General features: G+C 65.8%; 16 protein-coding genes. 10 read left to right on the plus strand and 6 right to left on the minus strand.

Features of this window, described 5'->3' with window-relative positions:
• Positions 1–41: 41 nt before the first annotated feature.
• A complete protein-coding gene (locus P12x_RS14105; RefSeq protein ID WP_435011508.1) occupies positions 42–1,370 on the plus strand; it encodes a hypothetical protein in 1,329 nt (442 codons plus the stop codon).
• A gap of 22 nt (positions 1,371–1,392) precedes the next feature.
• Here P12x_RS14105 and P12x_RS14110 read toward each other — a convergent pair whose 3' ends face one another.
• Complete coding sequence (locus tag P12x_RS14110; protein WP_435011509.1) at positions 1,393–3,108, minus strand: alkaline phosphatase; 1,716 nt, start codon at positions 3,106–3,108, stop codon at positions 1,393–1,395.
• 309 nt (positions 3,109–3,417) lie between these two features.
• Here P12x_RS14110 and glgC point away from each other — a divergent pair, with 309 nt between their 5' ends.
• The 3 genes from glgC (at position 3,418) to P12x_RS14125 (ending at position 5,856) form a co-directional block, all read left to right on the plus strand.
• On the plus strand, positions 3,418–4,659 hold the full coding sequence (gene glgC / locus P12x_RS14115) for a glucose-1-phosphate adenylyltransferase (RefSeq protein ID WP_435011510.1): 1,242 nt from the start codon (positions 3,418–3,420) through the stop codon (positions 4,657–4,659).
• Between the two features lie 79 nt (positions 4,660–4,738).
• Positions 4,739–5,221, plus strand: a complete 483-nt coding sequence (locus P12x_RS14120; protein WP_435011511.1) for a DinB family protein — start codon at positions 4,739–4,741, stop codon at positions 5,219–5,221.
• Between the two features lie 218 nt (positions 5,222–5,439).
• Positions 5,440–5,856 (plus strand): hypothetical protein, encoded by a 417-nt coding sequence (locus P12x_RS14125; protein ID WP_435011512.1) that lies wholly within the window; start codon positions 5,440–5,442, stop codon positions 5,854–5,856.
• 40 nt (positions 5,857–5,896) lie between these two features.
• On the opposite strand, the gene P12x_RS14130 is transcribed toward P12x_RS14125, so the two are convergent.
• From P12x_RS14130 to P12x_RS14145, 4 genes are all read right to left on the minus strand, one after another.
• A complete protein-coding gene (locus tag P12x_RS14130) occupies positions 5,897–7,039 on the minus strand; it encodes a PfkB family carbohydrate kinase (RefSeq protein ID WP_435011513.1) in 1,143 nt (380 codons plus the stop codon).
• A 262-nt stretch (positions 7,040–7,301) separates the two neighbouring features.
• Positions 7,302–7,892: a hypothetical protein gene (locus P12x_RS14135; protein WP_435011514.1), complete on the minus strand. Its 591-nt coding sequence runs from the start codon at positions 7,890–7,892 to the stop codon at positions 7,302–7,304.
• 288 nt (positions 7,893–8,180) lie between these two features.
• Positions 8,181–8,528 (minus strand): hypothetical protein, encoded by a 348-nt coding sequence (locus P12x_RS14140; RefSeq protein ID WP_435011515.1) that lies wholly within the window; start codon positions 8,526–8,528, stop codon positions 8,181–8,183.
• A gap of 42 nt (positions 8,529–8,570) precedes the next feature.
• On the minus strand, positions 8,571–9,035 hold the full coding sequence (locus P12x_RS14145; RefSeq protein WP_435011516.1) for a hypothetical protein: 465 nt from the start codon (positions 9,033–9,035) through the stop codon (positions 8,571–8,573).
• A gap of 1,124 nt (positions 9,036–10,159) precedes the next feature.
• Between P12x_RS14145 and P12x_RS14150 the strand changes: the two genes are divergently transcribed.
• From P12x_RS14150 to P12x_RS14175, 6 genes are all read left to right on the plus strand, one after another.
• Positions 10,160–12,052, plus strand: a complete 1,893-nt coding sequence (locus tag P12x_RS14150) for an ArnT family glycosyltransferase (RefSeq protein ID WP_435011517.1) — start codon at positions 10,160–10,162, stop codon at positions 12,050–12,052.
• A 99-nt stretch (positions 12,053–12,151) separates the two neighbouring features.
• A complete protein-coding gene (locus P12x_RS14155) occupies positions 12,152–12,346 on the plus strand; it encodes a hypothetical protein (RefSeq protein ID WP_435011518.1) in 195 nt (64 codons plus the stop codon).
• Between the two features lie 3 nt (positions 12,347–12,349).
• Positions 12,350–12,892 (plus strand): hypothetical protein, encoded by a 543-nt coding sequence (locus P12x_RS14160; protein ID WP_435011519.1) that lies wholly within the window; start codon positions 12,350–12,352, stop codon positions 12,890–12,892.
• Between the two features lie 96 nt (positions 12,893–12,988).
• Positions 12,989–13,219, plus strand: coding sequence for a KTSC domain-containing protein (locus tag P12x_RS14165; protein ID WP_435011520.1), 231 nt, complete (start codon positions 12,989–12,991; stop codon positions 13,217–13,219).
• A 157-nt stretch (positions 13,220–13,376) separates the two neighbouring features.
• Complete coding sequence (locus tag P12x_RS14170; RefSeq protein WP_435011521.1) at positions 13,377–13,775, plus strand: hypothetical protein; 399 nt, start codon at positions 13,377–13,379, stop codon at positions 13,773–13,775.
• A gap of 110 nt (positions 13,776–13,885) precedes the next feature.
• A complete protein-coding gene (locus P12x_RS14175) occupies positions 13,886–14,452 on the plus strand; it encodes a thioredoxin family protein (RefSeq protein WP_435011522.1) in 567 nt (188 codons plus the stop codon).
• 15 nt (positions 14,453–14,467) lie between these two features.
• Here P12x_RS14175 and P12x_RS14180 read toward each other — a convergent pair whose 3' ends face one another.
• Positions 14,468–15,232 carry an MBL fold metallo-hydrolase gene (locus P12x_RS14180; protein ID WP_435011523.1) on the minus strand — a complete coding sequence of 255 codons (765 nt, stop codon included), beginning with the start codon at positions 15,230–15,232 and terminating at the stop codon, positions 14,468–14,470.
• Positions 15,233–15,287 lie beyond the last annotated feature (55 nt).

The raw sequence follows: 15,287 nt of genomic DNA on the forward strand, positions 1-15,287 counted from the left end.
ATTCGTCGAAGAGATGGGCGATCGCGGAGGGACTTCCAGGAATGCGGGTCATTGGAAAGATCTCGGCGTTCACGCGTCGCGTGAGGATGCGGGCCCGCCGACGGTTGGGGGTGGTCTTCGCTCTGGGCGTTCCGGCCCTCATGGCGGCATGCTTCCTGGTCTGGTGGGGCACCCAGCTCTGGGGCCTGCCCGACCTCGGCGATCCGCTCGACCTGGAGGCGTCGGGGACGATCGATATTCCCGCGGATCGCGACGCATTCGTGGAATATCGCCACGCCTCCAGTATGCTCGGCCGCCCCTGGCCGAAGCTGGCCTGGACCAAGACGGGGGAGGCCGATCCCGACGAGGAGTGGTCGCGGGCCGATCCCGCCTGGCGAGGGCATGTCGAGGCCAATCGCGACGCCCTGTCGGCCTGGCTCCGGGGTACAGGAAGGCCCGAGGCGATCTATCACCAGCCCAGGGACATGACGCCCGACACCGAGTTACCGGTGGTCGAGGACATTCAAGGCCTGGCCCGGTTGGCGTCCCTGGAGGGGACGAGGTTGCAGGAGGCCGGGGATCTGGACGGGGCCTGGGCGTGGTATCTCGGAATTCTTCAGTCGAGTCGGCACGTCGGGCGGCACGGGTGCATGATCGAGCGGTCGATCGGGGTCCGGCTTCATGAGCTGGCCTGTCGGCGGCTGTCGACCTGGGCCGCCGACCCTCGGGTCGAGGCCGGGTTGCTCCGCGAGGCCCTCGACGGGGTCATCGCCGCCGACGCTCTGACCCCCCCCGCCTCGGACGGGGTGAAGGTGGAATATCGGCTCTTTCTCCGGGTGCTGGCCGAGCACGGGGACAAGCTCGACCGGTCGCTCGATACCGTCTATTCCGACCCGAACGGCGACCTCTCGGGATACTGGAGGCACTGGGCCGTACCCAACACCGCCCGATCGACCGCCCGGGAACTGGCCCTGCTGCTGAAGCAAGAGCGAGAGCGGAGCCTCCGCGTCGCCCGACTCCTCGCCGCGAACTGGCTGGCCCAGGTGGACAAGCCGTCGCGCCTCCGGGCCCGGATGGCACACCATGATCCCCTGATCTTCGAGTCGGGGCCCGGCGATCCGCCCTCCTCGCGTGCCCTGTCGCCGGAGGCCCTGGCCGGCTGGTATCAATCTTCGTTCATCGCCAGGCGATGGATCGGCGATCGCTCGCGATGGCTGGCTTCCCTGGACGCCGAGCGGGCCCGCCAAGCGAGGCTGGTCGTCCTGCTCGCCTCCGAGCTGCATCGTCGCGAGCGGGGGGAGATGCCCGCATCGCCCGAGGAGCTGGTGGGGCCTTATCTGGAGTCGCTTCCCGAGGGATTCGACGCGCCCGAAGACGCGCCGATCCATTGATCTGGGATAACCCTTCCCCAGTTCACTTGGCGGCACCGGCCAGCGCGGACGGGTCGTCGATCACGAGGTAGTGGCCGTGGTCGGCCGAGACGATCAGGGCCGAGTCGTCCCAGTTGCTGTTCTTCTCGACCCATTCGATGATCGTCCGGACGGCCTCGTCTCCGCTAATCACGGCCCCGATGGCGTTGTCGAGATTGTTGTCGTGCAACGCGAAGTCGACGTCCCCGGCCTCGACGAACAGCGCGAAGGTTTGTCCCGGCTTGCTCGACAGGACCTTGATGGCGGCCTTCGTCAGGTCGACGAGCTTGGGGGTCTCGGCCAGGTCCTCCGGGGAGTATTTCTCGGACTTGCCGGTCGCCCCGGCGACGGGGTCGTACCCGCCGTCGGCGGTCCGGTACGGGAGGTGATTGAACGAGGTCTTGCCGTAGAAGCCGAAGAGGCGATGGTCCCCCTGGGCGGCCCGATCGGCGGCCTGGGCGAGGGCCTCCGGCCCGTTGATCCCGGTCGTGGTCTGGACGACGACGTACTTCCCGCCGTTCTCGACGGCGATGGCGGCCTTATCGGCGTCGGTGATGTGTGCGTTCCCTTCCACGGCGTTCAGTCCCTGCTGCTTGGCCATGTCGCCGGCCTTCCCGCCCTGGCCGAATCCCGCCCCGATGACGACGTCGAGCCCCGGGTGGGCCGGGGCCTTGCCGTCGACCTGGACGATGCTGGTCAGGCCGAGCATGTCGCGGCCGATGTCCTGATAGTCGTCTCGGTGGACGTTGTGAGCATACATGGCGGCGGGCGAGACGTGGTCGAACGGCACGCTGGTGACGGTCCCGACCTTCCAGCCCTGGGCCTGGATCTGCTCGAAGAAGGTCGGGGGGAATTGGCCGTCGTCGGTCACGTTGACCCCGTTGTTGTAGGCCTTGAACCCGGTGGCGAACTCGCCCGCGCTCTGCGACGAGTCGGTATAGGCGTGGAGGACCCCGCCGACCTGCGTTACCCCGTCCTTGTCGGACTTGTTGCCCGACTGGCCCTTGAAATACCCCGGCGCCTTGGGACCGAGCGGCCCGAGGGTCCAGGGGGTCGGCCCGGCGATCGACGCGTCATAGCCCCCACCGAGGCTGTCCTCGGGGATGACGACCGTCTGGGCATCGAAGTCGGCCTTGTTCTTGTCGTGGGTCGGGCTGGTCACGTAGAACCCGAATTGCGCCGAGCCCTCGGCGTCGTAGTCCAGGAAGGTCAGGCCCGATCCCTTCCCTTCGGCGTAAACTTGCCCGGACTTGGCGATGGCCGCGGCCCGTGTGGTGTCCCAGTCCATCCCGTCGAACCAGACGATGAAGAGATGCTTCACGCCCCGGGCCACGGCGTCCTTCTGGACCCGGTAGAGGTCGCTCTGGTCGGCGTACTCGGCCTCGGGGTTGACGGTCCGCTCGGGGAGGAACCCATAGAGGGCCTCGACCTTCTCGGGGTCTCGATAAAGGCTATTGGGCCCGGTGACGGCGCCCAGGTCGAGCTTCCGGCCGAAGGTGTAGACCGGGATCAAGCGGTTGGTATGGCTCGCATGGTTGGTGAAGACGTCGCCGGCCCCTTGCGAGCCGAAGTGATAGGGACGGGCCAGCTTCTCGTTCTTGTTGGCGACCGCGTCGGCCTGCATGGCCTTGATCCGGTCGTCGCCTTCGGCGAGTCGGGCGGTCAGCAGGAGGGCGGCCATCAGGAGGATTCGGCGGCTCGGGCGGGGTCGGACGATCACGGCAGACTCTCCAGGGTCGGCGGGGCGGGGACTCAACCGAGGGGCTTCGGGTGGCTCATGAAAGCGGGATCGGTCGACCGGGGAAACTCTCGATCGACCATTTGGGATTCCGTAGATTGACGGCCCTTCGGGAAGTTTTCGAGGGCAACGTAGCAAATTTCGGGGAAGAATATCAGGACCCGCAACCTGAGGTTTGCTCGGGTGCCTGATGTTTTGTATAACAAACGGCGGACGCGATCGCTTCGGGTGCGACCGTAAAGCGGTCCGAGGTCGGTCGATTCGAGTCCCGAGTCAGAGCGGAGGTGCGGGGTGCATCGAGACGTGTTGGCCATCGTACTGGCGGGAGGTCGGGGCGCCCGATTGGAGCCCCTGACCCGCGACCGGGCCAAGCCGGCGGTCCCTTTCGGCGGGATCTACCGGATCATCGACTTCACGCTCTCCAATTGCATCAACTCCGATCTCCGGAAGATCCTGATCCTCACCCAGTACAAGGCCGTCAGCCTGAACCGGCACATCGACCAGGGGTGGAAGTTCCTCTGCCGAGAGCTCGACGAGTACATCGAGGTGATCCCGCCACAGCAGCGGATCGCCGACCACTGGTATCAGGGGACCGCCGACGCGATCTACCAGAACGTCTACACGATCGAGAAGGCCGCCCCGCGCGACACGCTGATCCTGGCCGGCGACCATATCTACAAGATGAATTATGCGGAAATGATCGCATACCACCGGGCCAAGCGGGCCGAGCTGACCATCGCCTGCTTCCCGATGCCCAAGTCGCAATCGCGCGAGCTGGGGGTCCTCGAGATCGATGCCGAGGGTCGGGTGCTCGACTTCGTCGAGAAATCGGCCGACGCCCCCACGATGCCCGGCCACCCCGACCAGGTCATGGCCTCGATGGGCATTTATGCCTTCCCCACCGACGTCATGTACGAGCAACTCTTCCGCGACGCCGCGAAGAAGGAGGCCAGCCGCCACGACTTCGGCCACGACATCATCCCCGGGATGATCGCCGACTCGAGGGTCTTCGCCTACCCCTTTCGCGACGAGAACCGCAAGGAAGGGGCCTACTGGCGGGACGTCGGCACCCTCGATGCCTACTACCAGACCAGCATGGACCTGATCCAGGTCGACCCGATCCTGAATCTCTACGATCGCGAGTGGCCAATCCACACCTATCAGCCGCCGATGCCCCCGCCCAAGTTCGTCCACTCCGAGGCCGACCGCCGGGGGGCCGCGTACAACTCGATCGTCTGCCAGGGGGCGATCCTCTCCGGGGGCCAGGTCTACGGCAGCATCCTCTCGCCCGGGGTCCGGATCAACAGCTTCGCCCTTGTCGAGGACTCGATCCTCTTCGACGGCGTCGAGATCGGGCGGCACTCCCGGATCCGCCGGGCCATCATCGACAAGGATGTGCGGGTCCCTCCCCACTTCGAGGTCGGCTACAACCGCGAGGCCGACCTCGCCCGGGGGATGTCCATCACCGAGGATGGGATCACCGTCGTCGCCAAGGCCGAGGAACTCGACCGATTCTCGCCCCACGGGGGGTGATCGCCGTTGGCCCGAACCCGCGGTCGCTCCAGCGTGTCCGGGCGCTCGTCGAGCGTTCCCCTATTTGCCGGAGGTTGTCATGGATCGAAGCTGGATCGAGCAGTTCGAGGCCGGGGCGGTCGTGCCGGCCTCGGCCATCCGGGGCCTGAACGACGAGGATCTCGACGCACGGCCGATCGCGGGGACCTGGAGCATCCGCGAGATCGTAGTCCACCTGATGGACAGCGACCTCGTCGGTTCCGAGCGGATGAAGCGGGTGATCGCCATGGACGAGCCCGCCCTGATCGGCTACGACGAGAATGCCTTCGTCCGTTCGCTCGATTACGGGTCGACCGACCTGGGGCTCGCCACCGAGGTCTTCTCGATCAACCGGATTCTGACGGCGAGGATCCTCCGGGGGCTCCCCGATGAGGCATTCGCCCGGATCGGGCACCACTCCGAGCGTGGGGTCGAGTCGCTGGCCGACCTCGTGGAAGGGTACGTCGGCCACCTGGAACACCACATGGTCTTCCTCCGGAAGAAGCGGGAACTCCTCGGCAAGCCGCTGATCGAAAGCCTCTGAGACGGCACGGCGCGTCGACCGGAATCCTCGGCCTTTGCCCGATCTTCACCCGGCCCACATCAAAACTTCAGGATCCCGCCGTACGCTGCTCGTTCCACGAATGCGATCGCGCACGCCGACCACTCCCGATTCGGGTCGTGGGCCGGCGGCGAGGTCATCGGTCCCGACCATCGTCGAGACCCATCGAGGAAAGTTCGAGCCGATCCGGGGAGATTCCGATGAGCTTGCTTCGACCGATCGCGTGCGCCGGGCTGGTCCTGGGGCTGGCCAGCCTCCTGAGCGGGTGCGGGAGCGGATCCTCCGCTTCCGTCCTGGAGCCCTCCGAGGAACAGGTCGCGCTCCGCGAGGTCGGCGAGATGTATCGGGCCTACGGCGAGAAGAACCACAAGCCGCCCCGGAAGGCCAAGGACCTGACCCCCTTCGCCTCGAAGTTTGCTCAAGGGTCGAAGGCCCTGGCCGATCGCGAGTTCAAGGTGCTCTGGGGAGCCGATCTGGTCCCCGGTTCCGAGGCCGTGCTGGCCTTCGAGAAGCACGCCGATGAAGACGGCGGGCTGGTCCTCCTCCAGGATGGCGAGACCATCAAGCAGGTGAGCGTCATGGAATTCCACAACGCTCCCAAGGCCAGCCGGAAGTGATTCACTCCCCGTCCTTTACGGTGATCGTCGAAGGGCGGGGTCATTCCTGGGGCATCGGCAGGTCGATGACGAAGTCGGCCAGCTCGGCCGCGCTCGCGCTGGTGGCGTTCCTGACGTAATAGCCGCTGGAGGCGACCCCCGCGCAAAGGCTTTCCGCCAGGCCCATTCCCAGGATCCGACCGAGGCAGAAGCCGGCGTTGAAGTGGTCGCCCGCCCCGGTGCTGATCCTGGGGTTCGCGATGAACGGACCAAAGAAGAGGGCGGACTCGGTCGAGGTCGCGGCGGCGGCGGCCTTCCTCGGGTGAATCACGACGCAGGATAATCCGAGTGCCTGGCGGATCGATCGGGCGTCCTCCTCGATGATCGCCTCGCGGTCGGCGTGCTCGGGGAGGCCCAGGACCTCGGCCACCTGGGTGGCCTCCTTGAGATTCAGGCCCAGGATCACGTCGACCCGTTCCTGGAACCGGGTGATCGTCCCGAGCGCCTGTTGGAGGTCGCCGCGCGTCCGCTTCTCCGGGTCGGCCAGGTCGACGAAGAGGGTCCGACGCCCTTCGGGGAGCGTGGGGAAGACCTCGACCAGCAATCGATCCCAGATCTCCCCCATCCCGGGGAGCATCGTCCAGTTGAGCATCCCGATCAGCGAGGCCCGGCCCATCAGGTCGGAGAGGCCCGGCCGTCCCACCCGCCCGACCAGGTTCTCCCAGGTCACCTCGGAGAGCGACTGGAGCTTGCAGAGCATCAGCTTGCCGTCGGCGAACTCCAGGGCGTCCGTGTGGCCGGGGTTGGCGATGCTGATCAGCTCGGCCCGACCGGCGAAGTCGCGGAAAACCGGGTCCGGCTCCGGGACCCCGAGGCTCCCGATATAAGTCACGCGAAGCCCGAGCCGGGCCAGGGCGTTGGCCATGATCGGCCCATTCCCGCCGAGCTTCCGCTGCTTGATGACCATCTCATAATTGCTCGACTCGCCCGAGGCCCCCAGAATCTTCCGGGCCATCGCGGCGATGCTGGAGACCGGGTCGTAATGCTCGGCATCGTGCCGGGTGTCGACGACCTCGATGATCTCGTCGACGAACCCGTCGAATCCCAGGACCGCCCGGATCTCGGGGAGTCCCGGAACGGCCAGGCTCAGGGCTTCGGCGGTCGATCGGCAAATCTGCTCGCGAGAAGGAGCCACGGGCATCATCCCCCCTCCGCCCCCTTTGGACGGGCCGGCGCAATTCCCGGCACGAGACCGGGCCACCCCCAGCATACCCGGCCCAGGGTCCGCGCGGTGACTTCTTTCGATGGCCCCGAGGGGCCGCTTGGTTGTTCCCAGAGGGCTGGTCCGTCGAATGTACTTCCCAAGACGCCTAACAGGGTTGCTAAAGTTTTTAATATAAAAATATGTATTATTGTTATATATTTTTAATGGTAGCAACAGGCCGCTTGTAAGGTCTGATTCGCCTTCACCCAAGGCGATTGAGAGCCCATTTGGCGGCAAAGAGGACGAACCAAGGTCCAACCAGGATCAAGCATCCGATCAGAATGGGTCCCAGTGTTAGACTTCGGTGGGCTCTTCGAGCCGCCTGCTCTACCTCCGGCCTGGCCTCTTCCAACCTCGACAGGTCATCGATCGTGAATCGTCGTTGCCTGGGTCCGTGGTACTGATTCTCGGTCGGGGTGCGGTCCGTGACGAGTTGGAAGCGCCTCCCTCCGGTGGCCTCGACGAAGATTTCCGAGAAGTTGATGTCATCCATGTCATAGCGGATCGTGATGCACTCGCCCGAGGCGAGCCGGAATCCCCCGGCCTGTTTGGCAGGGAGGAAAGGGGCAAAGCGACTCTTGACGGGTAAGGCATACCGCGAGCCGTCCTGGCCAACCGTCCCAACGGGGGTCACGACGATCGGCTCGGCCGTCCGATTCTCCACGGCAAAGTCAACGACGAATGCCATGCTGAACGCCATCCCCGCCGGGATGAGGACGGAGATCATGAGGAAGGGGACGTTGATTACCAGAAGGACTCGAAGGAGCCAGGCCCACAATCTTTGAAGACGCATGGCTCGCCCTCGAACGACCCAGTTGAAATCTCTCGCCTATACTTGAATGGCGCTGACGGAGCCGCAACTCCATCGAGCGAAGCCGGTTAAGGCCGAGGCCGGAGGGTTGCCCCCGCACCCCCAGTTCCCGGGGAATTGAGGCCACCCCCGGCCCGCCGGAGGGGCCCGATCCGGCCCCCCGAAGGATTGGCCGATCCTGCCCGTAAAGCCATATTGGGAAATAGGGTTGCGGCTCCGTCAACGCCATTCGCCGATACTCCACACGTGTCAGTAAATAGGCGTTTGGAATCACTCCTTGCCCTCGAACATCGACGCAAACTCCGGGGCCGAAGCGTCCTCCCATGGCCCGCCCAGACGTTGCCTGTACCTCGCCCCGCAGCGATCGCACCGGAAGTAGGCGTGCTCCGCCCCTTCTTCATCTTCCTCGTCGCACCAGCAGACCGCCAGGGCTCGCCGACCGCAGCCGGGGCACCGCTCCTTGTGATGGGGGAGGCGGTTCAGCACGGCCATTGAGCCCCGGTAGATCGAGACGGCCAGGACGACGGACCCGACCAGCACGATGACGACAGCCAGGGTCGAGGCCCCCACCTCGTGGCCGTCCGTCACCCTCTGAAGCCAGGCGAAGAGCCGGTTCATCGCGGGAAACCTCGTGCAGCTACTTAATGTATGTTGGTTCGTTTATGTTTTGCTGATGCCAGATTTCCGCTTCATCCGGATCAGGATCGGGGGATGGGCCGTCCGGTCGGTGCGGAAGGCGGGATCGGTCATGAAGTCTCTCAGCATCCCCTCAACCGGCTGATAACCGTCTGCCCTGACCCGCAACTGGTCCCAGTAGGTGAAGACTCGGTATGGCCGGACGAATGGGTTCCGATTCATGGTGAACCTAGCCTGGCAGGCCGTTCTCGCCGATCCATCTGCCTCGGTCATCACGATCGACGGAGAGCCCATCTCATCAGGCATCTCGACCTTCGCCCCGACGACGGGCCGCCCGTCTCGGTCATCCACGGCGTGGAATACGAGGGGGACCGAAGCATCTCCATGTCGTCCGCAGTTCGTCACCCAAGCAGGCGTCGTGATGAATAAGCCCATCACCGAGGCGACGAAGGCCACGGCGACCATCATCCGCCGCACGGTGAACCGCATTCGGGGTAGCTTCAAGGGCGGTGCCTCTGTCTCGGGTCCCCGCTACTCCAGACGGCCAACTACGAATCGACGTAAGTTCGTATAAATGGAATCGAAAATCGCTGATTCCGGTGGCTTGTCGGCCCGTTACACATTTGACAGGAGAAAAAAGAGACTCCTGGCGACCGTTCCATAAACTTTCGGCCCTATCCTTTCGACTCATGCTATCCCCGAGGAACCGACTTCGCTACTGCTCTGGCGATGGCGTGAGACGCATGCCGGGGGAGTTCCAAAATCGTCCAGTTCCGGGCTCCAGCCTTCGGCCGTTTTGACTTGCCGCAGCAGGCCTCGTCGGCGCTTCCCCTGGCCGCCTTGAATTTCATGTCTCGAATTGCTGGCACGTAACGATGATCAACCGGACGGGCCGATCGACCCGGGCCGGGAACGAAGGTCGATCGGAGCTTCAATTTGGGCTGATCCTTCGATAGGAGGGAGCGGAGATCCGTTGGGGCGGCCTTCGTAGGATGGCAAAACGATCAAAATGTAAAATCGTACGCGTTGCGAGCAAGAACCGTGTTCAAGGCTCCTCGATCCCCCGATCTTCTCGGTATGGGATGATCGGTTTCCCCCGATTCATGCGACCCGAGAACCCGCCTGGACCTCGCTCCTCGAACCACACGTCAACTCATGCTGCGATCCCGAGACACGCCCCTCGACGCGATGGTCAACCCGGGTTTGAGGCTGGGCTGCTCGCAAAAGAACCCATTTGCTCAACGGAACAAAGCCATCTCCCGAGGAGGAACGACCCCACTATCTGTTGCGAAACGAACCCATTTCTAGGGGGGGCGACCGAGGCGGGATATGACGCAAACTCTTGTTGTATCAATGGTTTTTCGGGAAAAACATCTCGAGAGAGGTCCCGATGGTCGGTCTTGTCTCGACGGTTCGAAGCCATTTTGCCTGCGGATCGAAGCCACTGTTGCGCCAGATCGAAGCCATTCTTCGAGATCCGCTCGGCTCGTCGGTCACCAGGACGATCCTCCGGGTCGGGGCGACGATCCGGCTACGCGCATCCAGGGTCTTTTGCTAGAGTCCCGCTCGCGAGGGTGGAGCTTACGGGACGAACGGAAGGAGCCGGTCGTCACATGGCCATGATATCGATCTCTCGGAGGCCGGAAGGCCGGGACACCCTGGGACGTCCGCTGATCCGGCCGATGCCGCGATCGGCGATGTTCTTCCCGCTGGTGGTGCTGGCGGCGGTCCTGCCGGGGCTCTATGCCCTGAACTGGTGGAACCTGACCCCGCCCGGCCCCTGGTGGGGCCTCCGGGGCCTGGCGGTCCTGGACGGCTGGGTCTTCGACCAGTTGCCGGCGGTCGACACGCTCCAGCCGGCGATGGAGGCCCGGGCGTTCCGGTCGGTGGCGTTCCAGCCCCCGCTCTATGCCTGGCTGGAGGCGGTCGGGCTGGCCCTGGGTTCGGATCGGACCCCCTCGGCCATCGTCCTGCCGAGCTACATCGCGGGGGCCCTGGTCGTCCTGCTGGTCTACTGGCATGGGCGGCTCTGGCGAGGTTCGAGCGTGGGCCTGATCGGGGCCTTGCTGACGGCGTTCAACCCGCACCTGCTGAGCCAGATGAAGGAAGCCTCCCCGGCGACCGTCACCCTGGCGGCGACCCTGGCCGCGATGTACTGCTATGGCCGGCACTTCCGGGTGAGCGTGGGGACCTCGCACTGGTCGCTCCGGGGGGGCGGGGCCTGGTGGGTGGTCGGGGGCGGCCTGGCACTGGGCCTGGCGATGCTCTCGATGGGAGGGGTGGGCCTGCTCTGCGTGCCGGTCATCCTGCTCCATCAGGCGTATCTCCGGTCCGAGCTGGGTTCGGTCGAGCGGCTCGATCGCCCCTGGTATGGCTGGTGGAACAACCCGAGCTTGCTGGCCGGCTCGATCTCGCTGGGGCTGGGCCTGCTGATGGCCGCGCCCTGGTACTCGACGATGTGGATGCATCACGGCCGGGAGTTCCTCGGGGCCCTGCTCCACCCGCCCGACCCCCTGGGCTGGGAGCGGCCGACCTTGCTGGCCCGGCTCAACGACCTGGCCCCGTCGACGCTCCCGCTGGCCCTCTTCGGCGTGGCTCGCGCGATCAAGGGGGCGATGGTCTCGGAGCGGGACGACGGGGCGACCATCGGCGGGGTCTTCTGGGTCGTCTGGCTCTCGGTGGCGGCCCTGGCCCCGGCACTCTGGGTCGGCGGGCCTCAGTCGACGATGGGGCTGTTCCTGCTGATCCCGCTGAATCTCCTGGCGGCGAAGGCGATCCGCGACCTGGTGGTCCGCCGGGCCTCGGTCCGTCGGCTGAGCTGGCTGGCCCCGGCGACGGCGGTCTCGGTGGCCTGGTGGCTCAGCGGAGACCTTCGGAGCGCCGTGATCGGCCTGACCCACGGCCATCTCGGCCCACGATCGGCGCTGGGTCTCCACCTGGCGCTCGACCTCCTGGTCGCGGTGATCTGGCTCTCGAAGGGCCTGGATCGGTGGGCGCGTCGCCGGGACCTCCGACAGCGGAGGGTCCTGGCCAGCTTCCTGCTGGTTGTGACGGTGACTGCCCTGGCCGACGGGCTCCGCGAGGTGACTTTCCGGCACCTGGAAACCCGCGAGCTGATGAATCTCCGGTCTGCCGTCCTCCTCCGTCATCGGGCCCACCCGTTCGAGGCAATCACCGTGGTCGGGCCCGACCTCGACCACCCGAGGATCGAAGGGCCCGCGCCGGGAGGCCGACTCCGATTCATCCTCCGGTCCACCTTGCCGGGCGTCCCCGAGGCCGACCTGACCGGGACCGAACAGCTCCTGACCTCCAGCGAGCCCGAAGGTCATCGACTGGTCGTCCTGGTCGGCCCCGAACACCGGCTTTCCTACGCCGTCCAGTCGCAGCTCGGCCTGGAGGCGATCCACCCGAGCCAGGTCGGCCGGACCGGGCTGCTCGACGCGTTCGCCACGACCATGGCCGTCTCGCGAAACGCCGCCATCTCGACCTCGACCCGCACGAAATAACACCACTGGACAAAATCCACCAGGCTCTTGCTTGTGCGCCTGCCGATCGGTACACTCCTGGACGCATCAGGACTGTACGGGCGACAAGGAGGGGTCACCATGTCCATCACCCTCGACGAAATTCGACCTCGGAAGATCCGGGCCAAATCCCCGACGCTCCGCGAGGTCTGCCTGGTCGGGACTCCCTCCCGGCGCTATCGGCACATCGCCCCGGAAGGGGCCCGGCCTCCGGGGCCGGATCGGAAATCGACGGGGCCATCGGAGCGGTGCGCGATCCTCCATCGTGGATCCTGACCGATGGCGACCACCCTGCTCCATCGCGACCCATCCGACCCGGCACGCCGAGCGGTCGAGCTGGCCCAGCGAAGTCGGATGATCCTGGACGTGGCCGCGGCCGACCTGGAGGCCGCCGAGCGGGCCATGGGCCCGGCCCACCCGACGGCCTGGCATTTCCGCCAGTCGCTGGACGAAGCCCGGCGATCGTGGGATCGGCTCCGGGCGCAGTATGGCGGGGCCGCCCTGGAGGCGGCCCTGGGCGAGTTGCCCATCACCGTGCTGACCCTCGGTCGCGAGGACGGCAACCTGCCCCGATTCGTCCTGATCCCGATCGTTGGTCGGACCTATCGGGCCGAGCGAGTCGAAGGGACCGCCCTCGCCCCGATCCAGTGGCGGTTGACTCGCCTGGCCCCACCCCTGGAACACGGGCCCTACTATGCCTGCCGGCTTGTCGATGGCTCGATGCAATGCGACTGCGCCGAGTGGCTCTATCGCGAGGATGCGCCGACCGCCCCCGACCCCTGCAAACACCTGGCGGCCCTGGCGGCCCTGGGTTGGATCTGACGGGTCGAGGCTTGACCGACCCGCTCGGTTGGCCGATGCTCGATCGATCGGATCGCCCGCGACGGAGCGGGCGCCGACCCATCGGAGCCCTCGCTCATGGACCGACAACCGGTCGAATCTCGCCTGATCCGCTCGGTCGGCTACGAGCCGGCGGACAGCATCCTCGAAGTCGAGCTGTTGCCCGAGCCCGCTCGGATCTACCGATACTTCGATGTGCCGTATTCCATCTTCGAAGAATTGATGTCGAGCGATTCCAAGGGGGCCTACTTCAACGAGCAAATTCGCGACATGTATGCCTATGAAGAGGACAGCCCGCCGGTGTCGTGAGCATGGACCGAATGGGTCCTGGCGTCACCAGATCCGCGAAGTCAGGTCGTTTTCTCGAAACAATATTAGCTTGTGCGGCAAATTGCATGTTAGTTTGATTGCGGTCCGGGTGATCTTCTTTCATGAACCTGCGTGTCGAACCGAGGGGTTGAGATTGATGACGATCCGAAAGCAATTCGCCGTTGTCACCCTGAGTGCGCTGGCCGTCGCCATGATGGGCGGATTGCCCCTCGTCGCCCAGGAGCCGGCCAACCCGAAGGCCGAGTCCGTGCCGAAGAAGAAGCAGGATCGGGCCCGACGGGTCCCGGATTATTTCGGGCAGATCGGTCTCACCGAGCAGCAACGCGGCGACATCTACTCGATCCTCGGCAAGCGGTACGAGGCGATCGAGGCCCTGGAGAAGAAGATCGCCGACGAGAAGGCCGGCATGATCACCGAGTGCGAGGGGGTCTTGACCGACGTCCAGAAGAAGCTGCTGGATAACCTCAGGAAGGCCGCCGCTCAACCCGCCGCCAAGGTCGAGCCCAAACCGGCCGCCGCCAAGACCGCGAACTGACGACCTCGGCCTCCCGCCGTTGGGCTGGGAATCTCCGGCTCATTGGGAGAGAATCGAGGGTGTTGTCCGGCGCCTCTTCCGCCGGAGTCCTCACCCTTCGCGAGCCAGGTATGCCGATCGACTGGTCCATCGCCTTCGAGGCCGCCCTAACCTACAGCACGTTCCTCGACCAATACGCCACGCCCGCCCAGAGATCGAGATGGGACGCGATGCATGAGCGGGTGGCCCTGGATCTCGGCCAGGTCGCCTTGCTGGGCGGATTCGTCCGCCGGATGCCGGTGCTGGTCCTGGCCGGTACCTGGTGCGGCGACTGCGTGAACCAGTGCCCGATCTTCCGCCGCTTCGCCGAGCAATCTCCGGCGATCGACCTTCGGTTCCTCGACCGTGACGCCCGGCCCGAAGTCTCGGATGCCCTGTCGATCAACGGCGGCCATCGAGTGCCCGTGGCCCTGTTCCTCAGCGAGGACTTCCAGGAGGTCGCCCGCTATGGCGAGCGGACCCTCTCCACCTATCGGAGACTGGCCGCCGATCAACTCGGCCCGGCCTGCCCGACCGGGCTGGTCCCGCCCACCGATGACGCGACCCGGCTGGCCGCCTCCGAGTGGCTCGGCGAGTTCGAGCGGGCCCAGCTCATCCTTCGTCTTTCCCCCCGACTCCGGGCCAGGCATGACGACTGAATCGGAGTTATCGGCTCAGACCCGATAGAGCCGCCCCTGGACGATCGGCTCGATCAGGCTGGTCCCGGCGTCGAAGCCGTCCGGGAGGTGGGTCAGCCTCATCTTCGACCGGAGGGCTTCGGGCAACTCGGCCAGTCGGGCATAGGGGGTGTGGACGGGCGACTGGTCCAGGGTCGTCGCTTCGTGGACGATCAGGTCGGCCGGGGCCAGCCATTCGATCAGCGACGGGTCGTGGGCGGTATCGGCGCTGAAGGCGAAGGTCCGGCCGGCGGCCCGGATCCGGAAGGCGCTCGTCGGGATCGAGTGGATGGTCGGGCGGCACTCGATCGAGAACGGGCCGAACTCGACGGGCCGGGAGGCATCCAGCGAGATCATATCAACGTATTCTTCGAGCCGCTTTCGTTTCGAGACCCCATTGGGCGTGAGCCGCATCCGACCCATCCCGGCCGAGAGCAGGCCGTCCCAGAGCCTGGCGGAGACATCGGGGTGGGCCAGCCAGGTGGCCCGCTGCTTGAGGCCGAAGTGGGTGTAGTAGGCGAAATCTTCCAGGCCCGAGGCGTGGTCGGCGTGGAGGTGCGTGATCGCCACGCCGACGATCCGGTCGAGGTCCAGCGCCTCGCCGAGCGCCGAGAGGGTTGCCTCATGCCACATCTTCCGGACCGGGTGCGGGCAGTCGATCAGGAGCCAGGCATCGTCCACGCCCAGCGCATAGCAGGTCGTGTAGCGGAGGGCGGAGAAGGCATCGCCCACGCCCAGCGGGATCAGTCGGACGTCGGGCATCGGCGCCTCGCTCGGGGGGTCAACGGGTGGCCCTCCGCGAATCGGATCGCGGATC

The sequence above is a fragment of the Tundrisphaera lichenicola genome, from assembly GCF_051175385.1.
Classification (GTDB): domain Bacteria; phylum Planctomycetota; class Planctomycetia; order Isosphaerales; family Isosphaeraceae; genus Tundrisphaera; species Tundrisphaera lichenicola.

Bases quoted from the DNA above. Each gene is read 5' to 3' on its own strand.
- P12x_RS14105 (WP_435011508.1), top strand. From the start codon at position 42: ATGCGGGTCATTGGAAAGATCTCGGCGTTCACGCGTCGCGTGAGGATG.
- P12x_RS14180 (WP_435011523.1), bottom strand. From the start codon at position 15,232: ATGCCCGACGTCCGACTGATCCCGCTGGGCGTGGGCGATGCCTTCTCC.
- P12x_RS14170 (WP_435011521.1), top strand. From the start codon at position 13,377: ATGACGATCCGAAAGCAATTCGCCGTTGTCACCCTGAGTGCGCTGGCC.
- P12x_RS14125 (WP_435011512.1), top strand. From the start codon at position 5,440: ATGAGCTTGCTTCGACCGATCGCGTGCGCCGGGCTGGTCCTGGGGCTG.
- P12x_RS14155 (WP_435011518.1), top strand. From the start codon at position 12,152: ATGTCCATCACCCTCGACGAAATTCGACCTCGGAAGATCCGGGCCAAA.
- P12x_RS14130 (WP_435011513.1), bottom strand. From the start codon at position 7,039: ATGATGCCCGTGGCTCCTTCTCGCGAGCAGATTTGCCGATCGACCGCC.
- P12x_RS14165 (WP_435011520.1), top strand. From the start codon at position 12,989: ATGGACCGACAACCGGTCGAATCTCGCCTGATCCGCTCGGTCGGCTAC.
- P12x_RS14150 (WP_435011517.1), top strand. From the start codon at position 10,160: ATGGCCATGATATCGATCTCTCGGAGGCCGGAAGGCCGGGACACCCTG.
- P12x_RS14135 (WP_435011514.1), bottom strand. From the start codon at position 7,892: ATGCGTCTTCAAAGATTGTGGGCCTGGCTCCTTCGAGTCCTTCTGGTA.
- P12x_RS14160 (WP_435011519.1), top strand. From the start codon at position 12,350: ATGGCGACCACCCTGCTCCATCGCGACCCATCCGACCCGGCACGCCGA.
- P12x_RS14120 (WP_435011511.1), top strand. From the start codon at position 4,739: ATGGATCGAAGCTGGATCGAGCAGTTCGAGGCCGGGGCGGTCGTGCCG.
- P12x_RS14140 (WP_435011515.1), bottom strand. From the start codon at position 8,528: ATGAACCGGCTCTTCGCCTGGCTTCAGAGGGTGACGGACGGCCACGAG.
- P12x_RS14145 (WP_435011516.1), bottom strand. From the start codon at position 9,035: ATGCGGTTCACCGTGCGGCGGATGATGGTCGCCGTGGCCTTCGTCGCC.
- P12x_RS14175 (WP_435011522.1), top strand. From the start codon at position 13,886: ATGCCGATCGACTGGTCCATCGCCTTCGAGGCCGCCCTAACCTACAGC.